At 28.8% G+C, this 17,309-nt stretch carries 24 protein-coding genes, 6 tRNA genes and 1 rRNA gene; 15 read left to right on the forward strand and 16 right to left on the reverse strand.

What is annotated here, in order from left to right; genetic code table 11:
* The first annotated feature begins 75 nt into the window (after positions 1-75).
* Genes ACPB8Q_RS04595 through ACPB8Q_RS04605 form a run of 3 tightly spaced genes read left to right on the forward strand, consistent with a single transcriptional unit; the run spans position 76 to position 3,022 of the window.
* On the forward strand, positions 76-1,236 hold the full coding sequence (locus ACPB8Q_RS04595) for an ABC transporter substrate-binding protein (RefSeq protein WP_423792013.1): 1,161 nt from the start codon (positions 76-78) through the stop codon (positions 1,234-1,236).
* Between the two features lie 43 nt (positions 1,237-1,279).
* Positions 1,280-2,260: a FecCD family ABC transporter permease gene (locus ACPB8Q_RS04600; RefSeq protein WP_423792014.1), complete on the forward strand. Its 981-nt coding sequence runs from the start codon at positions 1,280-1,282 to the stop codon at positions 2,258-2,260.
* Entirely contained in the window at positions 2,261-3,022 is a 762-nt protein-coding gene (locus ACPB8Q_RS04605) for an ABC transporter ATP-binding protein (RefSeq protein ID WP_423792015.1), read from the forward strand. It begins immediately after the preceding gene.
* Here the strand turns inward: ACPB8Q_RS04605 and ACPB8Q_RS04610 are convergent.
* The gene (locus ACPB8Q_RS04610; RefSeq protein WP_423792016.1) at positions 3,019-4,275 is read right to left on the reverse strand and encodes an ABC transporter substrate-binding protein; all 1,257 of its coding nucleotides are present in this window, start codon (positions 4,273-4,275) and stop codon (positions 3,019-3,021) included. The two genes, ACPB8Q_RS04605 and ACPB8Q_RS04610, sit on opposite strands and share 4 nt — an antisense overlap.
* A 116-nt stretch (positions 4,276-4,391) precedes the next feature.
* Here ACPB8Q_RS04610 and yjjX point away from each other — a divergent pair, with 116 nt between their 5' ends.
* Positions 4,392-5,036 carry an inosine/xanthosine triphosphatase gene (gene yjjX, locus ACPB8Q_RS04615; RefSeq protein ID WP_423792017.1) on the forward strand — a complete coding sequence of 215 codons (645 nt, stop codon included), beginning with the start codon at positions 4,392-4,394 and terminating at the stop codon, positions 5,034-5,036.
* Here the strand turns inward: yjjX and ACPB8Q_RS04620 are convergent.
* The 3 genes from ACPB8Q_RS04620 to ACPB8Q_RS04630 are packed head-to-tail and all read right to left on the reverse strand — an operon-like array spanning position 5,033 to position 7,312.
* A complete protein-coding gene (locus ACPB8Q_RS04620; protein WP_423792018.1) occupies positions 5,033-5,692 on the reverse strand; it encodes a family 16 glycoside hydrolase in 660 nt (219 codons plus the stop codon). The two genes, yjjX and ACPB8Q_RS04620, sit on opposite strands and share 4 nt — an antisense overlap.
* Positions 5,689-6,801, reverse strand: coding sequence for a tRNA (guanine(26)-N(2))-dimethyltransferase (locus ACPB8Q_RS04625; protein WP_423792019.1), 1,113 nt, complete (start codon positions 6,799-6,801; stop codon positions 5,689-5,691). Before ACPB8Q_RS04625 ends, ACPB8Q_RS04620 begins: the two co-directional genes overlap by 4 nt.
* Positions 6,770-7,312, reverse strand: a complete 543-nt coding sequence (locus tag ACPB8Q_RS04630) for an archaemetzincin family Zn-dependent metalloprotease (protein WP_423792020.1) — start codon at positions 7,310-7,312, stop codon at positions 6,770-6,772. The genes ACPB8Q_RS04625 and ACPB8Q_RS04630 overlap by 32 nt, the downstream gene beginning before the upstream one ends.
* A gap of 123 nt (positions 7,313-7,435) precedes the next feature.
* On the opposite strand from ACPB8Q_RS04630, the gene ACPB8Q_RS04635 reads away from it, so the two are divergent.
* The 3 genes from ACPB8Q_RS04635 (at position 7,436) to hjc (ending at position 8,551) form a co-directional block, all read left to right on the forward strand.
* A complete protein-coding gene (locus ACPB8Q_RS04635) occupies positions 7,436-7,690 on the forward strand; it encodes an MJ0307 family thioredoxin (RefSeq protein ID WP_423792021.1) in 255 nt (84 codons plus the stop codon).
* Positions 7,691-7,752: 62 nt separating this feature from the next.
* Positions 7,753-8,214, forward strand: a complete 462-nt coding sequence (locus ACPB8Q_RS04640) for a methanogenesis marker 6 protein (RefSeq protein WP_423792022.1) — start codon at positions 7,753-7,755, stop codon at positions 8,212-8,214.
* Positions 8,195-8,551 (forward strand): Holliday junction resolvase Hjc, encoded by a 357-nt coding sequence (gene hjc / locus ACPB8Q_RS04645; RefSeq protein WP_423792023.1) that lies wholly within the window; start codon positions 8,195-8,197, stop codon positions 8,549-8,551. Before ACPB8Q_RS04640 ends, hjc begins: the two co-directional genes overlap by 20 nt.
* On the opposite strand, the gene afpA is transcribed toward hjc, so the two are convergent.
* Complete coding sequence (gene afpA, locus ACPB8Q_RS04650; RefSeq protein WP_423793411.1) at positions 8,544-9,089, reverse strand: archaeoflavoprotein AfpA; 546 nt, start codon at positions 9,087-9,089, stop codon at positions 8,544-8,546. The two genes, hjc and afpA, sit on opposite strands and share 8 nt — an antisense overlap.
* 72 nt (positions 9,090-9,161) lie before the next feature.
* On the opposite strand from afpA, the gene ACPB8Q_RS04655 reads away from it, so the two are divergent.
* Positions 9,162-9,872, forward strand: a complete 711-nt coding sequence (locus ACPB8Q_RS04655) for a hypothetical protein (RefSeq protein ID WP_423792024.1) — start codon at positions 9,162-9,164, stop codon at positions 9,870-9,872.
* 14 nt (positions 9,873-9,886) lie between these two features.
* The gene (locus ACPB8Q_RS04660; RefSeq protein ID WP_423792025.1) at positions 9,887-10,591 is read left to right on the forward strand and encodes a hypothetical protein; all 705 of its coding nucleotides are present in this window, start codon (positions 9,887-9,889) and stop codon (positions 10,589-10,591) included.
* Here the strand turns inward: ACPB8Q_RS04660 and ACPB8Q_RS04665 are convergent.
* The 9 genes from ACPB8Q_RS04665 to ACPB8Q_RS04705 form a co-directional block, all read right to left on the reverse strand.
* Positions 10,588-11,676: a site-2 protease family protein gene (locus ACPB8Q_RS04665; RefSeq protein ID WP_423792026.1), complete on the reverse strand. Its 1,089-nt coding sequence runs from the start codon at positions 11,674-11,676 to the stop codon at positions 10,588-10,590. The two genes, ACPB8Q_RS04660 and ACPB8Q_RS04665, sit on opposite strands and share 4 nt — an antisense overlap.
* The gene (locus tag ACPB8Q_RS04670) at positions 11,661-12,281 is read right to left on the reverse strand and encodes a DUF434 domain-containing protein (RefSeq protein WP_423792027.1); all 621 of its coding nucleotides are present in this window, start codon (positions 12,279-12,281) and stop codon (positions 11,661-11,663) included. The genes ACPB8Q_RS04665 and ACPB8Q_RS04670 overlap by 16 nt, the downstream gene beginning before the upstream one ends.
* Positions 12,266-12,790 carry a 4Fe-4S binding protein gene (locus ACPB8Q_RS04675; RefSeq protein ID WP_423792028.1) on the reverse strand — a complete coding sequence of 175 codons (525 nt, stop codon included), beginning with the start codon at positions 12,788-12,790 and terminating at the stop codon, positions 12,266-12,268. Before ACPB8Q_RS04675 ends, ACPB8Q_RS04670 begins: the two co-directional genes overlap by 16 nt.
* 45 nt (positions 12,791-12,835) lie before the next feature.
* A tRNA-Asp gene (locus tag ACPB8Q_RS04680) sits at positions 12,836-12,913 on the reverse strand.
* A gap of 29 nt (positions 12,914-12,942) precedes the next feature.
* Positions 12,943-13,057: ribosomal RNA gene (gene rrf, locus ACPB8Q_RS04685) — 5S ribosomal RNA — on the reverse strand.
* 9 nt (positions 13,058-13,066) lie between these two features.
* A tRNA-Lys gene (locus ACPB8Q_RS04690) sits at positions 13,067-13,140 on the reverse strand.
* A 58-nt stretch (positions 13,141-13,198) separates the two neighbouring features.
* A tRNA-Tyr gene (locus ACPB8Q_RS04695) sits at positions 13,199-13,275 on the reverse strand.
* Positions 13,276-13,283: 8 nt separating this feature from the next.
* Positions 13,284-13,361, reverse strand: a tRNA-Pro gene (locus ACPB8Q_RS04700).
* A 30-nt stretch (positions 13,362-13,391) separates the two neighbouring features.
* A tRNA-Thr gene (locus ACPB8Q_RS04705) sits at positions 13,392-13,468 on the reverse strand.
* A 133-nt stretch (positions 13,469-13,601) separates the two neighbouring features.
* On the opposite strand from ACPB8Q_RS04705, the gene ACPB8Q_RS04710 reads away from it, so the two are divergent.
* From ACPB8Q_RS04710 to ACPB8Q_RS04735, 6 genes are all read left to right on the forward strand, one after another.
* Positions 13,602-13,680 (forward strand) — tRNA-Met (locus tag ACPB8Q_RS04710).
* Positions 13,681-13,755: 75 nt separating this feature from the next.
* Entirely contained in the window at positions 13,756-14,334 is a 579-nt protein-coding gene (gene rpoE / locus ACPB8Q_RS04715; protein WP_423792029.1) for a DNA-directed RNA polymerase, read from the forward strand.
* Positions 14,331-14,510: a transcription elongation factor subunit Spt4 gene (gene spt4 / locus ACPB8Q_RS04720; protein WP_423792030.1), complete on the forward strand. Its 180-nt coding sequence runs from the start codon at positions 14,331-14,333 to the stop codon at positions 14,508-14,510. The genes rpoE and spt4 overlap by 4 nt, the downstream gene beginning before the upstream one ends.
* Positions 14,511-14,516: 6 nt before the next feature.
* A complete protein-coding gene (locus tag ACPB8Q_RS04725; RefSeq protein WP_423792031.1) occupies positions 14,517-14,999 on the forward strand; it encodes a GTP-dependent dephospho-CoA kinase family protein in 483 nt (160 codons plus the stop codon).
* A complete protein-coding gene (locus ACPB8Q_RS04730; RefSeq protein WP_423792032.1) occupies positions 14,996-15,295 on the forward strand; it encodes a 30S ribosomal protein S24e in 300 nt (99 codons plus the stop codon). Before ACPB8Q_RS04725 ends, ACPB8Q_RS04730 begins: the two co-directional genes overlap by 4 nt.
* Entirely contained in the window at positions 15,296-15,478 is a 183-nt protein-coding gene (locus ACPB8Q_RS04735; RefSeq protein WP_423792033.1) for a 30S ribosomal protein S27ae, read from the forward strand.
* A gap of 11 nt (positions 15,479-15,489) precedes the next feature.
* Here the strand turns inward: ACPB8Q_RS04735 and ACPB8Q_RS04740 are convergent, their stop codons facing one another.
* On the reverse strand, positions 15,490-16,470 hold the full coding sequence (locus ACPB8Q_RS04740) for a tRNA lysidine(34) synthetase (RefSeq protein ID WP_423792034.1): 981 nt from the start codon (positions 16,468-16,470) through the stop codon (positions 15,490-15,492).
* Positions 16,467-17,306, reverse strand: coding sequence for a serine protein kinase RIO (locus ACPB8Q_RS04745; protein ID WP_423792035.1), 840 nt, complete (start codon positions 17,304-17,306; stop codon positions 16,467-16,469). The genes ACPB8Q_RS04740 and ACPB8Q_RS04745 overlap by 4 nt, the downstream gene beginning before the upstream one ends.
* Between the last annotated feature and the right edge of the window lie 3 nt (positions 17,307-17,309).

Raw genomic sequence — 17,309 nt, forward strand, 5'->3', positions numbered from 1 at the left:
AGTATTAAATACAAACATTTTTATATTACTTTTAGTATTAACTTATGAAAAATTTTTAATACAAAAGGTGATAAATTGAGAAAGTATGTATTAATATTTATGATAATTGGATTAATAATTCCCATTATAAGTTTAGCAGGATGTACTCAACAACAAGAGAGTGTAACACAAGAATCTCAAAATATAGTAACAACAACTAACAATAATGTTGCTGATGAATATAAGACAATAAAAGACATGTGGGGTAGAGATGTAAAAATAAAGAAGAATATTAATAGAGTTGCTTTACTTGATTTTACTGGAACATATATTAAAGTTATGAAAATCTGGGGAATTGATGATAAGGTTGTAGCTGTTGACCATTCTCAAATGAAGAATCCATTTTTAAAGGTTATATGTCCAAGATTAGAAACAGATATTGTTGATGTTGGTAATTCAAGAGAACCTAATTATGAAACATTAGCTGCAACAAAACCTGATGTTGTTATTGTAAGAGCATTTGTAACAAACAAAAACAGAGAAGAAGCATACAAAAAACTTGTTGAAAAATTAAATAGCTTAGGAATTCCAGTAGTTATTTTGTTACATCCTACATCATATGAACAACCAAATGTTAAAACTATGTGGGAAGAAATAAGAATCTTAGGAGAAATATTTGATAAAAAAGATGAAGCTAATAACTTAATTAGTTATCTAAATGGATATGTTGTATTAATTAAAAATAGAACAAAAGATATTCCAGAAAATGAAAGAGTAAGAACTTTATTATTTGCTACTCCTGACTATATGCTTGGAAAAAGAACAATTCAATCATACTTCTTAGAGGATATAGTTGGAGGTAAGAATGTTGTTGAAGAAGGTTCATGGTTAAAAACATCTCCAGAAGATATAATTAAATTAAATCCTGATGCATTAATTATATTAGGACATGCTGGTTATTTACCTCCTGAATATGTATATGAAGGAAAAGATTTTGGAATAAACTGGAAACTTGTTCAAAGTATAAATGCAATTAAAAACAAAAAAGTTGGTAGTTTAGGTATAACTGAATGGAGAGCTACAATAGAGTTTCCAATAGGATTGTTAAGAGAAGCTAAAACATTGTATCCAGACAGATTTGAAGATATTGACCCAGATAAAGAAGAAATTAAATTATACAGAGATATCTACCACTTAAATGACAAACAAATTGAAGAAGCTATTAAAGCTCAAAGAACTATGTTAAATCCACATTAACTCCTTATTTTTACCATCATTATTTTTTATAAGGTGATTTATAATGAGAAAGCTATTTTTAATATGCTTTTCATTTATTTTAACAGTATTTTTAGGATTTATATGTCTTTGTATTGGTAAGTACTACATTCCAATTAATGAAATAATAACATTAAATTTATCAAAAGAAATTTATAAAACCATAATTTTTGATATTAGATTACCAAGAATTATTATGGCTATTTTAGTTGGGGCAGCTTTAGCTGTTTCTGGTGCTACATATCAAGGAGTGTTTAGGAATCCATTAGTAAGTCCATATATTTTAGGAGTTTCTTCTGGGGCAGCTTTTGGAGCTGCTTTATCTATTATATTTCCAGAATTCCCTTTATCCTTACAACTTTCAGCTTTTGTATTTGGATTATTAACAGTGTATTTAGCATACAGTTTAGCAAGAGTTAGAGGGAGAGTTCCATTAGTTACTTTATTATTAGCAGGAGTTATATTGGGGTCATTTTTTAGTGCTATGGTTGCTATTTTCCAATATATTGCTACTGAAGCCCAGCTAAAAGCTATTGTTTTCTGGCTTATGGGTGGATTGTATTCTGCTTCTTGGGATGATGTAAAAACTACTGGAATCTTAATCCCAATAGGAATTATCTTACTACAAATATATTCCTGGAAACTAAATGTTTTATCTTTAGGAGATGATGAAGCAAGAGCTTTGGGAATAAACACTGAAAGATTAAAAATCTTATTAATTACATTAGCTACTTTTATAACTTCATTGGCTGTATCTGTCACTGGGATTATTGGTTGGGTAGGTTTAATGATGCCACATGCTGCGAGGTTAATTATTGGTCCAGACCATAGGTATTTATTACCACTATCTGCAAGCTTTGGAGCTATATTTCTATTAATTTGTGATACAATAGCAAGAACTATAACAACTGGTGAGGTACCATTAGGAATTGTCACATCTTTATTAGGTGCTCCATATTTGATTTATCTAATTAGAAATAAGAAGAATTTATTCTTTGGTGATTAAATGCTCACAATTAAAAATCTTTCAGCAGGTTATGGAAACACTAAGATTATAGAAAATATATCATTTTCTGTTAAAGAGGGTGAAATTTGTGGGATATTTGGTCCTAATGGTGCTGGAAAATCTACACTATTAAAATGTATTGTGGGATTCATAAATCCTATTAGTGGGGATATATTAGTCAATAATGAAAGTATCTTAAAGTATCCTCCTGAGAAAAAAGCTAAAATAATATCTTATGTCCCACAAGAGCATAAACCTCCTTTTCCATATTTAGCTAAAGAAGTAGTTTTAATGGGAAGAACACCACATATAAGTTCAATATTTGGTCCTAAAAAGGAAGATATGATAAAGGCTTTAAATGCTATGAAAACTCTAAATATTGAACATCTATCAGATAAACCATACACTGATTTAAGTGGAGGACAAAGACAGTTAGTATTATTGGCAAGGGCATTAGCTCAAGAAACTAAAATTATGGTGTTAGATGAACCAACATCTGCTTTAGATTTTAAAAATCAAATATTAATATTTAATATTCTAAAAAAATTGAGTAAAAAAGGATATACTATATTAGTATGTGTCCATGACCCAAACTATATTTTATGGTTTTGTGACAAAGTAGCCGTTATTAACAATGGTAAATTATTAGATTTTGGAAATCCTAAAAAAGTTCTTAATAAGGATATTTTAAAAAGATTGTATGGTAATTTATGCAAAATAGAAAATAATATAGTTGTCCCAAATTTAAAAATAATTAATTAAGGTTTTTTAATCCATTGAACTTTTCCAGTTTCAGAGTTCCAGATACCAACTAACTTCCAACCATCTTTTGTAACAGCAAATATTCCATAATTACCAGAAGCTCTATCATTCCATATATTTAATTTTATATATCCTGTTACTGGTTTAACACCAAACTCTCCTTTTGAGTACTTTTCAGTATTCTCTTTTATTAATTTTGCTAATAAATCAGCGTCATATTTTCCTTTTGTCTCATTTAACATCTCTGCATATGACAATGATAATACCCACGCCGCATCACAAGCAACTAATGGATAAACTTTAACTTTTCCTTTAAATCCTTTTTTATGATACTCATCAATTAGTTTCTTAGCTTCATCTGTTTCAGAGTAGAATATTGTTGAATACAAACCAACTTTTATAGCATTTTCTCCTGCATTTAATACTTTGTTACTAAATGCTGTTCCATCTGAACCAAACCATTTGTAATTTAAAACTGGTGAATCTTTTGGAATTTGAGATAATAAAGTTCCTACTTCATCAAATCCAATAACTAAAACTGCTGTATCTTTATTACTTTTTCCATTTAAAGCTGATTGAATTTTTTGAATGTAAGGACTCCAATCTGTTGGTGATGGAGTAGATGGGTATGGAATAGTTGTTATTACATTTAATCCTAATTTATTTGCATTAGCTATTACTGCAGATGATAAACCCTTACCCCATGCATCATCTCTATATATTATAACAATATTCTTTATGCCATCATCTTTTAATACTGATGCTATTGCTTTTCCTTGGAATTCATCAGTTGGGACAAATCTAAATATATATTTTTTTTGTTCAGGAGTTTCAAATCCTAATATTTTTGGTGGAGCAGTTGAAGACTGAGAAATGACAATTAATTTATTTGAATTTACATAATCTTTTATATTTTTTAACTCACTACTTGATGTAGGGCCAATAAATGCATTTATTCCCATAGCATGTAAAGCCTGAACTTTGTCTAAACATATTTTTGGATTACATTGTGTATCTGTATAAAAGAACTTCACAGTGTAAGGGATGTTATGTTCTTTAAAGTAGTTGTTTATATTCTCTTCTTCAATACTCAATATTTCCTTTGTTTGTTGTCCTTCTGATGCTAAATCTCCAGATAAATCTAATAAAACCCCAATTTTTATCTCATTATTTTTATTACTTTGTTGAGTGCATCCTGCTAAAAAACTTCCTATTAAGATTGGAACTAACAAAAGTATTAGCCACTTTCTCATTTTCTCACCTTATTTTTAGATAGGAAATGAATTTCCTAGTAATATTTATAATGATAAAATATAAAAATATTTTGTTTATATTAATTGAATAAAATTTCCTATTTTGTGAGGATAGTATGAAATGTGAAATTTGTGGAAAAGAAGCAAAATACTGTGTTTATGGAGTTTATATTTGTGAGAACAACAAATGTTTAGAAGAAGCTAAAAAATTGTCTTATGCAAGACATAAAAATAGAGTTGTAGCTGTTGGTTCAAAAAATCCTGTAAAAGTGGAAGGAACAAAAGAAGCTTTTGAGAAAGTTTTAGGATACTATGAGGTTGTTGGAGTTGAGGTAGATAGCTCTGTGTCTCCTCATCCAATAGGTTTAGAGGAAACTTATTTAGGAGCTTTAAATAGAGCAAAAAATGCATTTGAAAAAATTGACTGTTGTTATTCAGTTGGTATTGAGGCTGGGATGATAAAGATAGGAAATCATTATTTAGATGTGCATATAGCTGTTGTATATGATGGAGTTAAGGAAACTGTTGGAATTTCTCAAGGTTTTGAGTATCCAATGATAGCAGTTAACAGAATTTTAAATGGTGAAGAAGGATGTAAAATAGCTGAAGAAATTTCTGGAATTAAAGATATAGGTAAAAAAGTTGGTTTTATAGGATATCTAACAGATAACAATATAACAAGAAAAGATTTAATTAGAGAGAGTGTGATAATGGCATTAATTCCAAGAATGAAAAAGAATCTAATCCTATTCCAAATTTAATATGTGTATCCTGCAGGAATTACATGGACATTGTCAAAATAACAACCTTTTCCACCAAACCCTATTCCACCATATAATATAGGATGAGTATCATTATACTCTAAATACTTCTGTCCTTGAACTTTTAGAATTATTTTACCTTTATTTGCAATTATTGTATATCTTAAAAACATTGGCCCTAAAGTAGTTGCAGCAGTTAAAGATTGAGCTAATTTTTCAACTTTTGTATGGTTAAACTTATATAGTACATATCCATTTATATTTGGATTTATTAGTATATAGTATCCAACAGTTGCATTGTCTTGTAACCTAAAGTAAATTCTTGCTTTATCCATATCTTTTGGAACTAAAACATCAATTGAATATACAAAGTCAGTATAATTTATATCTAAATACATAATGCCATCTTTTACACATTGAACAACTTTGTTATTTCCTGGATTTTGATTAGCTCCACCAACTCCTAAATTTAAAGCAGGTGGGAGAGTAATTATAAAAGTTCCATTTTTTACTTTCCATTCTCCAAAAGGTGCTGTTTGTCCTAACTGATATTCTGAAAAATCATCATAAAATTCTCCAACACCTTTTTTAAAACAACCTGATAATGTAGTTCCTAAAAGAATAATAACTATTGAGAATATTAACAATTTTTTCATAGTTCTTCACATAACAATTTTTTTAGTTCAGTTAATGATGCATCAGTTTTTATACCTCTTGGATTGTAGTGAGTTCTACTAACTTTGTATCCCTTATTTTTAAGTTTTTCTATTAGTGTGTTTATTGGTGGAACAGAAATTTTTAAAACTTTTCCTAATAAATGAGTGTCATAACATCCAACTTTATCAATTTCTTTCTCTTCATTTATTATTGATAGTATTTTATAAGCTCTCTCAAATCCTCTCTCTTCTGATAACTCTAAAGCTCTTTCAACTACTTTTTTATCATATAAATTTTTTATATAAAATGGACCTTTAAACTCTTTATTGTATCCATCTTCAAAAGAGTTTATAATTTTTTCTCCATCAACATCTTTAATATATCCTAAATCTTTAAAGGCTTTATCTGCTTTTTTAGCTCCTCTATCAACTTTTAAATAGACTCTAACATAATGGTCAGTTGCATGAGCTAATACAGGAGTTAGATACAACTCATACTTAGTAGCTACTCTTAAACAATATCCAACTAAAATTCTTAAAGCTAATTCATGACAGTCCTTTGTTAATAAAGGATAAGCTAAATATTTCCTTAAACATGATTTAACAGCTCTTCCACATAGTGCAGCTGTATCTGTTGCAGTTAAACATAATAGTGAATTTTTTGGTTTTAATGCTCTTAAAGCTGAGTCAATATATACAGAAGGAGAGCCAAATGGGTCTATATCCACAACATTAAATCCTCTAAAAAATCTATTCAAAAATAGATTTGCATCTTCATTAAACACTTCTGTTTTATCTTTTAAATTATTTATTTCTATATTTTCTAAGATTTTTTTATATGCCTTAGGATTTATATCATTTAAATAAACTTTAACATCTTTACTCTCTATCTCCTTTGCATATCTCAATCCTCTTACACCACTTCCAGATAGTGCATCTGCTATTAATGCACTATCCTCTTTATGATATATCTCTAAAAATGCATCAACTACACACACAGCAAAATCTCTCCCAGTTCTCATTTTAGGATTATAAAAAACTTCATCTTTTTTAGTTACACTGATATTATCTGGAACATTAAAGGATATCTTTCCCTCTTCTATAAGCATACAACCACCTTAATTTATTTAAACAATCTCTACAAAAAAATATATCCTTATAATCTACATCTAAAATAGAATTTGAAAAGCTCATAACACATCTTCTATTTTTACAATGTTTCAAACCTAAAACATGTCCAATCTCATGCACAGCTTCTTTTAAAGCTCTTATTTTATATAAAAAGTCATTTCTTTGCATTCCATAAAACTCTGGATTTAATCTTTTTAAAGAAATTATAGCTCTCTTTCCCAATAATTCTGCTTCTCCAAAAACAAAATTTAAATTGTTGGCGTATAAATCCTCCTCTGTTATTCCTAATGTTATTCCATCTTTAAATATTGGAAGATATTTTAAAAGAATTGTAGAACAGTATTGATTTCTTAAAGGATTGTATGCAATATCTAAAATTTTAATTGGTTCTAATAACTCAACATCTCCAAAGAGTTTTTCTAAATTGGTTGATAGAAAATCTAATATCTCTTTATTAACTTTTCCAATAGGTTGAATATATATTTTCATAATAATTAACCTCATTTTTAAGATTTGATAGATATTTAACAAACTAATAAGTAAAGTATTAAAAGTATTTATGTAATGATAAATTACTTAAAAGATTATTTACAAATATCTGAGGTGTTGTATATGGCAAAGGTTAAGATAGAATTATTTACTTCACCAATGTGTCCTCATTGTCCAGCTGCTAAGAGAGTAGTTGAAGAAGTTGTAAGTGAAATCCCTGATGTTGAAGTTGAATATATAAATGTTATGGAAAATCCTCAAAAAGCTATGGAATATGGGATAATGGCAGTTCCTACAATTGTTATTAATGGTGAAGTTGAATTTATAGGTGCTCCTACAAAAGAGGCATTAATTGAAGCTATCAAAAAGAGATTATAAAAAATTATAATATAAACATAAATATATTATTTTTAAATTTAAAAATTAATTTTTGTGAGAATATGAAAAAAACAAAGGCAATTGTTTTAGCAGATAATGCTTTAACCACTCCTGGGAGATTGGTTAGATATATAAATTCATTAAAACTTCCAGTAGATGTTAAAGAAACTTGTTTTGGTTGTTATATTGAGGGAGATTGGGATTTAGTTGATGAATTAGCTCAAAAAATTAGAGATTTTGAAAGAAATAGAATATTTTGCAGAGATAGGGGTTATCCTATTTGGGATAAAAGAAGATGTAGAGCTTTTAGAGGAGGAGGTCCAAGAGAAGGATTTCACCAGTTAGAAGCAGAACAGAGTGTTTTATCATATTTAGGTTTAGCTTTGGATGATATAGATAAAAATGGACTAAAAGATTTAAATGAGATTTTAGAAAAGGAAAGAAAATTAATAAAAGAAGAGAAGTATCTTCCAGTAGATAAATTTAAAATGATTGTTGAAAAATATGTACAAGAGAGGAAGTAGATTTGAAAGAGAACTAAAAACTATATTAGAAAGTTATGGTTATGCTGTTGTTAGAAGTGCTGGAAGTAAAGGAGTGGATTTAATTGCTGGAAAAAATGGAAGAATATTAATATTTGAATGCAAATCTACAAATAAAGAGAAGATATATGTGCAAAAAGAAGATGTTGAAAAATTAATAAACTTTTCTGAAATTTTTGGAGGAATTCCATATTTAGCTATAAAAATTAACAAAAAAATCTTTTTTATAAATCCCTATATTTTAGAGAACAACAACAAAAAGAGTTATGCTATTAGTGAAGATTTTTTATATACTCTATCTATTGAAAATATTATTTAATATGGTTTAAAATAGCTTTTTCTATATCTTCTACTTTTTCCAAAACCTCTATCCCTTCCATCTCTCTAAGTTTATTCACATTCTCAACATCTATCTTCCTAATATATAGAGTTAGAGTTTTACCATTGGGTAAGAGAGTGGTTAATTCTCCCTCTTTATTATCAGGTGGAAATATATAGACAGGCATTCTGACTTTCATTGCTTGTGCAACTGAATTTGTTATTAAAGTATCTGCTATTCCATGAGCTATTTTAGCTGTTGTATTAGCTGTTGCAGGAGCAACCAATAAGATATCATACTTCCCTGTTTGTAACTTTCCAGCTAAAAATGGAGCATTAGAATCAATCTCAACTTTTATTTTACCAAATTCTTCCTCTAACTTATTCCAAAGTTTATACCACTTAACTACAACTTTTGCATTCTTTGAAAGATAAACATCTACATCTAAATTATATTTTTTCTTTAACTTTATCATCAAATCTACAACTTCTGGTAGTTTATCTCCACATCCAGTTATACACCAAGCTATTCTCAATATTCCACCTTTTAATATCTTTAAATGTTATATATAATAATCCTCATAAAGTATTTTATATTAAGGTGATTTGTTATGGCAAAGTATGGAATTAAAATTTATGAAGATGGATATGAAATAGTTAGATACTCAACTGTCTATACTGATGAAGGTGTAGAAGAATTAGAAGAGACATATCTAAAAGTATCTGCTGATGATTATGAATCTATCTTAGGTTATTATGAACCATTTCCAAAGAAAGAGTTTAGATTTGTAGGTAATTTAGATGATTTAAAAATTGTTAAAGGTACTGAGATGAGAACATCTGTTCCTATCCCTTTATCATTATGTAGAGGGGAGTATGTTAAAAGAATAGATGAGGAAGATGAAAGAATAACATATTTAGATATAAAAGGAATTCCTATCCAAAGAGGGATTATAACTGCTATTGTTGTTGGAATTCAACATAAAAAAACTACAACTGGAAAAGATTACACAATATTTAGAGTATTTGATGGATATGGTTGGGGAAGAGTTAGATTATTTGGAATTAAAGCAAATCCAGATATATATAATGGGATGTTTATAAGAGGTTTTGTTAGATTTGGATATATGGAATTTGAGACAGAAGAAGGTGTTAAAAGAAAAGCTATTACACTATCATTAAATGATTTACCTGTTATAGTTCAACCTAAGGAGTATATAGTTCATAAGAAATTTGTTGAAGAGGTTATAAAACCAAAACTACCAGAATTATTTGGAGAAGAGCAAAGTAAAGAAGAAAATGAAATTATAATAGAGGAATAAAAAGGTTGATATTTATGGTATTAGGAAAACTCAATGAGCTTCATCCTGGAGCACAAATTATAACAAAAGTTAAAATCTTAGATATTAGAGAAAGAGAAACTGATGAAGGGTCTATATTCTATACTGGAAGTATGGTAGATAAAGATGGAATAGCTAATTTTATAACTAATGTTCCCTTAGAAAAAGGAAAATATTATAAAATCTTTGGAAGAGTAACAGATGATAAAAGTATCAGAATTATTGAAAGAGATATAAAAGGAGAACATCTACCAAAAGAGATTCCTCCAATTCCAGATGAAGAGCTATTTAACAGAGGACAACCATTAGATATAAAAATTCCAGGAATTTTGGAGATTTCTTTACAAAATATATATGTAAATTACTACTGCAAAACATGTAAGTCAATTGTTGAGCCAAAAATAAAACCAAGAGGTTTAGTATATATCTGTAAGAACTGTGAAGAAATATCTCCTGATGATGTAGATGTTAAAATAAAGGTATTTGGAAAGATACATTTTGGAACATCTTCAAATAGGTTTTATATGCCTCACAACACATTAGAAAAAATTATTCCAAATGTAATTGATTTATTAGAAGAGTATGGAATTGATGATACTATTAGGAGAATTGTATATAAGCTCCATGCAAAAACATTTTTAGTTAGAGGATTTGAAGGAAAAGAGGGGAACTATATAATAACTGATATAGAAGATATTTAAAACATTGAGTAGATAATACTTCCTAAGATTATCCACCATATAATCATTGTTATTGAATTAAGAGTTCTCTCATTTATTAAATATTCTAAAAATATTCCTAATCTACTTACTATTTTATATTTACTATCTTTAAACAACTCTGGTATAGCTGTCCAAACAAAATATCCATCCAATGGTTTAGCAGGAAGAAGATTAAATAAAGCTAATAAAAAGTTAAACATATATGTCCAATATAATGTATTTACTAAGTAAGATATCCATCCTGATACAGTTACATATATTCCCAATTTTCCTTTATCATTTGTTTTTATATTATATTCGAAAATTTTTCCATCCCTTATAACTTTAACAATATATTCTTTATTTGGTTCTAATGTTTTTGCAGCTTTTTTAAAATCTTCTAAATTATTAATTTTTATATTTCCAATTTGATATATAATATCTCCTTTTTTTAAGAAATTTTTAGCATTATAATCTGTTTTTACAACTTTTATCTCTGCTGGTAGATTGTAAGATATTGGCAATAGCAACATAACTATAATAAACAATAACATATTTGCCATAGGTCCAGCAGCTGCTATAACTCCTCTAATTTTTTTATTTATTTCTTTAAATTTATCATCTAACTCTACAAAAGCTCCTAATGGAAATCCTAATAAAAATATTAGCCCTGTGCTTTTAACATTTACATTATAAGATTTTGCAAATACACCATGTGCTAATTCATGTATAGTTATAGCTATTGTTATTCCTATCAATCCTGGAATCCATGGGATTACATTACCAAATAAAAAGATAATTGGTTTAGCACTATCTTTTGGAACTGCTCCTGAGACTAAATTAACTATAAAAAATATCAGATTTATAAGCATATAAAATCCTAAAATTCCAGCTATTGGAACTAAGTATATACCTATTTTTTTCCAAATCTTAAATTTTCCTAAGTAATCTATTAACTCTAAACCTATTTTTGTCTTTAATATTCCAAATATTCCTCCATACACCTTTAAATTTATTTTTTCTCTTATACTATACATTATAAGCCATAGTACAATAGCTAATATTAAAATTATTTTTGAATACACCTAAAACCACCATTTAAGTAATCTTTAACTTCCTTAGCTAAATCTACAACCTTTTTTACATTTTCACTCTTTATTATAATACTGTCTGATGTAGCAACAACTTCTTTATTTTTAAGTATATAATCCACATTTTTTACACAAAAAACATTAAAACCTCTCTCCTTTAAAATTTTTGCTAAATCTCCACTTCTTGATTTTTGAGCATCTAAATAAACCTCAACCTTTTTATCTCTTATCTTATCTTTTAAAATATCTGACAAAATATCTATAACTTTTAGAAAATCTGAAATTTTATACTTACCTCTCTCTAAATCTCTATATATGTTATCATCACACAAAAAAGCTCTACCAGCCAAAAGAGCTTTTATAGTTATTAATACATTAAATCCATCAATAGCTAAGTTATCTACATCCTCTAATTTTGTTAGTTTTTTCTTAGTTATCTTTATCTCTTCATCTGTATGTATAGACCTTAAAATTTTATCTCTTTCTTCTTTTGTTAATTTATAATGATTTCCTACAAAGTTAATAGCAACCTTTTTTTTATATCCTCTATCAATCAAATATTTAAAGTCTTTTTTTGCATCCTCTATTTTATTGGACATACCTCTTCACAGTCATAACAAAATATACAGCTATCAACATCTACCTTTATTATACATCTATCTATAAACTCCTTAGGAGATAAAATAGCTTGATTAGGACATTTTTCTATACACTCTAAACATAATTTACATTTTCCTTCTTCTCTATATTTGCAATAGCATAAACCACAATTTTTACATCTATCTTTTAATATAACAGGAGTTTTTGGTTTAGGAATTTCATTTTTTATAACTGGGATTGGACAAAATAATGCACATATTCCACATTTTTTGCACAGTTCCTCATTTATATCAAATCTATTCTTATTTATAGCCGGACATATCTCTACACAAATTCCACAACACTCACAAATATAACTCCTAAATTTAAAAATAGTTATTGCTTCAGTTTGGCACACTTTAACACATAATCCACAACCTATACAGTTATTTAATTCAACTTTTTTAGTTTTTGAAAAATTTTTATTATCATTAAAAAATAGATATTTAATTATGTCCTTTATTTTCATATTTCCACATATATAAAACAATAAATATATATTTATATAATAAAATGGCGCCCTGGCCGGGATTTGAACCCGAGTCACGGGAGTGACAGTCCCGTATGATAGGCCGGGCTACACCACCAGGGCTCAAAAGCCAAGGATAAACCTTAAATAGTGGCCGGCGGCGTCGCCCCTTTCCCGCCAGATGGCAGTACTCGGGGCATCGCTGGGGGGCTTAACTTCCGGGTTCGGAATGGGTCCGGGTGTGGCACCCCCGCTATGGCCGCCGTGCCAGTGAAGCGGGCCCGAGGGGATTTGAACCCCCGACCACCTGGTTAAAAGCCAGGCGCTCTGCCAGGCTGAGCTACGGGCCCAATTAAGGTGGAGTAATAATATACCTATAACTCATATATATACTTTACGGTTTTGAAGTGGTCCGGCGGGCCGGATTTGAACCAGCGACATGGGGATCTACAGTCCCCCGTTCTACCAGGCTGAACTACCGCCGGACTTAAAATGGTGGGCCTGCCCAGATTTGAACTGGGGTCTCAGGATCCCAAATCCCAAAGGATAGACCAGGCTACCCCACAGGCCCTCTGGCAAGGAAAACCTAATATTATATAAATGGAGCCCCGGGGGGGATTTGAACCCCCGACCACCTGATTACAAGTCAGGCGCTCTACCAGGCTGAGCCACCGAGGCTCACTTGCGTAATAATTAAAATACGAAACTCATATATAAATTTTTCTATAATCAATTAATTCTTATATTTGAAATAATATTCAGTAAAGTTTATATACCCCTTTTCTGATATATATAGAATGCTCTTTTATGAAGCGGGGTGGGGTAGCCAGGTCCATCCCGCCGGGCTCATAACCCGGAGATCGGAGGTTCAAATCCTCCCCCCGCTACCATTTTTTTCTTTTTATAAATTTTTTATTAAATTCAACTTTTTTGTTGTTTTTTTATATCTAAATTAAGGTGAGATAGTGTATAAAATATTAAAGATTTTAGATGTTGTTAGAGTTCCTCCCTCTAAGTTTGGGAATGATTTAAAGGAGACAGTTAAATCTATTTTAATTGAAAAATATGAAGGTAGATTGGATAAAGATGTTGGTTTTATTTTGTCTATTGTTGATGTAAATAATATTGGAGATGGGAAAGTAGTTCATGGAGATGGAGCTGCATATCATCCTGTAGAGTTTGAAGTTTTAGTATATGTTCCTAAGATGTATGAGTTAATTGAAGGAGAGGTTGTAGATATTGTAGAATTTGGAGCTTTTGTTAGACTAGGTCCATTAGATGGATTAGTTCATGTCTCTCAAATAATGGATGATTATGTTAGTTATGACCCTAAAAGAGAAGCAATAATTGGTAAAGAGACTGGAAAAGTATTAGAGATTGGAGATAAAGTAAGAGCAAGAATTGTGGCAATTAGTTTAAAACCTGAAAGAAAGAGAGGTAGTAAGATAGCATTAACAATGAGACAGCCATATCTTGGAAAATTAGAATGGATAGAAGAAGAAAAAAGAAAAAGAGAAAAAGAAACAACTAAGGTGAAAAATTGAAAGCTTGTTTAAGATGTAAGTATTTAACAAATGAAGAAGAATGTCCTATATGTGGAGCTCCAACAAGTGATAACTGGACAGGACTAATTATTGTATTAAATCCAGAAAAATCTGAAATAGCTAAAAAAGCTAAAATAAGCATTAAAGGAAGTTATGCTATAACTGTGAAGGAATAAAAGACTATGTTAAAGTTACCAAATAGTTTAAGAGAAGAATTAAAGAAACCTTTTGGGGATGTTTATAGAGATATTCCATTATTAAATGGAGATATAATAACAGTTGGAGATGTAGTAACAAAAACATTAATTGAGAAAAATATAATTCCAAAATTGGCAATAATTGACTTTAAAACTAAAAGAAACATCCCCATTAAGATAAATCATAAGTTTGATAAAGTATATTATATAAAAAATCCTCCTGGATATATATCTGATGAAGCAATAGAAAAAGTTAAATATTTATCTAATAAATCTATTAAAAACTATGCTATTGTTGTAGATGGTGAAGAAGATTTATTAACTTTGATAGTTATAAAATATTTTCCTGAAGGAGATTATGTCCTTTATGGACTTCCTGATGAAGGAGTAGTAGTTATGAAAATTGACAAAAACATAAAAAACAAAGTTGATAATATCTTAAAAAAATTTGAAAAGGTGAGTAAATGATTATAAACATTATATCAAAAAGATACAATCCATTGTTAAAGAGAACAGAAGTAAGATTTTATATTGACCATGATGGAGCAACACCTAAATTTATGGAAGTTAGAGATAAGTTAGCTGCTATGTTAAATGCAGATAAAAATTTATTAGTTGTTGAGAAAATTGTAGAAGAGACAGGAATGCAAAGAGCAAGAGGTTATGCAAAATTGTATGACTCAGAAGATATGTTAAGATTTATAGAAAGAGAACACATTTTAAGAAAAAATGGACTAATTGAAGAAAAAGAAGGTGAAGAATAAATGACAAAAGGTAAAAAGACAGCTAAATATAAATACTACAAAGTAGAAGGAGACAAAGTTGTAAGATTAAAAAGATTCTGTCCAAAATGTGGTCCAGGAGTATTTTTAGCAGAACATTTAAATAGATACTCTTGTGGAAGATGTGGATATATGGAATGGAAACAACCACAAAAATCAGAATAAAATAAATTTTTCTAATCTTCTTTTTTATAATATTCTATAGTCTTTATAGCTGAACTAACAACCATCTCTCTAATGTTAGGAATTTCTTTTTCTAAACTATCTAAGATTTCATGGCATCTTCTTCTTATACTATCTCCTCTTTCTCTACTATATGGGCACACTTCTTTATCTTTGTAGTATTCTATTCTACACTCATCTAATGCTTTATATATATCCCTCTCTAAAATTGGGAGAAGAGGTCTTATTATTGTGCATTCCTCTAACTCTAACTTTAATTCTTTAAAATCTACAACTCTTTTATTAAATTTTGTTATAGGTTTCATCATTTTAATTCTTTCTCCTTTAAATAAATTGGATAATATTGTATCAGAGTTATCATCTAAATTATGTCCATAAGCAATCTTTATTTTTTCATAGGGAATATTTTCTTTCTCAGCAAGTTCTTTGGCAAACTTCCCTATTAAGTATCTTTTTATAATTGAGCAAGAGAAACATGGAGAAAATTCCATTCCTTTGGAGTATTTAGTCAATAACTCAGAAAGATAAACAACATCTAAATCAGATTTTAAAACTATTAAAGGAATATCTAACATATCACAATGCTCTTTAATTTTCTCTATACCTTCTTTATTCCAAGGTCTAACTCCACCAATATTTACATCTACTGTTACTGCATAAATCTTAATACCCATTTTTCTTTTATAGCACTCTAAAAGATGCAAAAGAATTAAACTATCTTTTCCTCCACTATATCCAACTAAAATAATATCTCTTGGAGATAGAAGTTTATTTTTTGTTATAAATCTTCCAACTTTTGTAGAAATATATTCATAAGCTCTTGAATAGACAACTGGGATATTAAATATTTCTTCAATTTTTTGTTTTTTTGTTTTTGAAAGTTTGGCATATCTCTTATTATTTATTATTATCTTATCTTTTCTGAGAGTTATAAAAAATGGATTTATATATTTTTTTAACTCTTTAATATTCATAATATTCCCTGTTTTAATAATCCCTCATCAACTGGATTTATATCTTTATTTGTTATCTTTTTATATAATTCCCTATAATTACAATTAACTCCCTTTCTTTTAAAGAAGTTAGTTATATTAATACAATCTCTAATCAACAAAGGATTTGCTAATGGATGTTGAATAACAACACTTTGAGAGAAATCAATAAAAACTGGTTCATCATCTTTAACTAATATGTTGTATTCACTTAAATCTCCATGGACAAGTTCCCCCTCTTGATAGAGTTTAATCATACTTTCCTCAATAATTTTATAAAACCTATTCCAATCAACTTCAACCTCTTTTAATTTTGGAGCTGGAACTCCTCTATATCCCACAAAATCCATAACTAATATATTCTCTCTTCTAACTCTGGCCTTAGGTGCATTTATAATTTCTGAAGCTCTTTTTAAATTTCTAAATTCTTTTTCAACCCATGCATGAATTATCATTCTTCTACTACTCTTCCTTAAATGAAATCTTGGGTCTCCTTGGATGTATTTACTCATTGTCTTAAAATCACAAGTAGCAACTCTATAAACCTTAACAGCTCTATAAAATTTACCTTTTCTTGCTTTTATTACCACAGCTTCCTTCCCAGAGTTAATAATTCCTATATATTCAGTTAAATGCTTACCAACTAACAAATTAAATAGATTCATTAATGTTCTTTTGTCAAATATCTCATTAGCTGTCTTTAACTCTTCTAAAAATTTTCTTTCTCTTTCTATTAATTCTTGATATTCTTTGTCTATTTTAAATTCTTCTTTTCTTGTTAATAAATCTAAAAATTTATTATAGTCTATATTAGACACCTT

Source organism: Methanocaldococcus indicus, assembly GCF_049554935.1.
GTDB classification, from domain to species: Archaea; AGJL01; Methanococci; order Methanococcales; family Methanocaldococcaceae; genus Methanocaldococcus; species Methanocaldococcus indicus.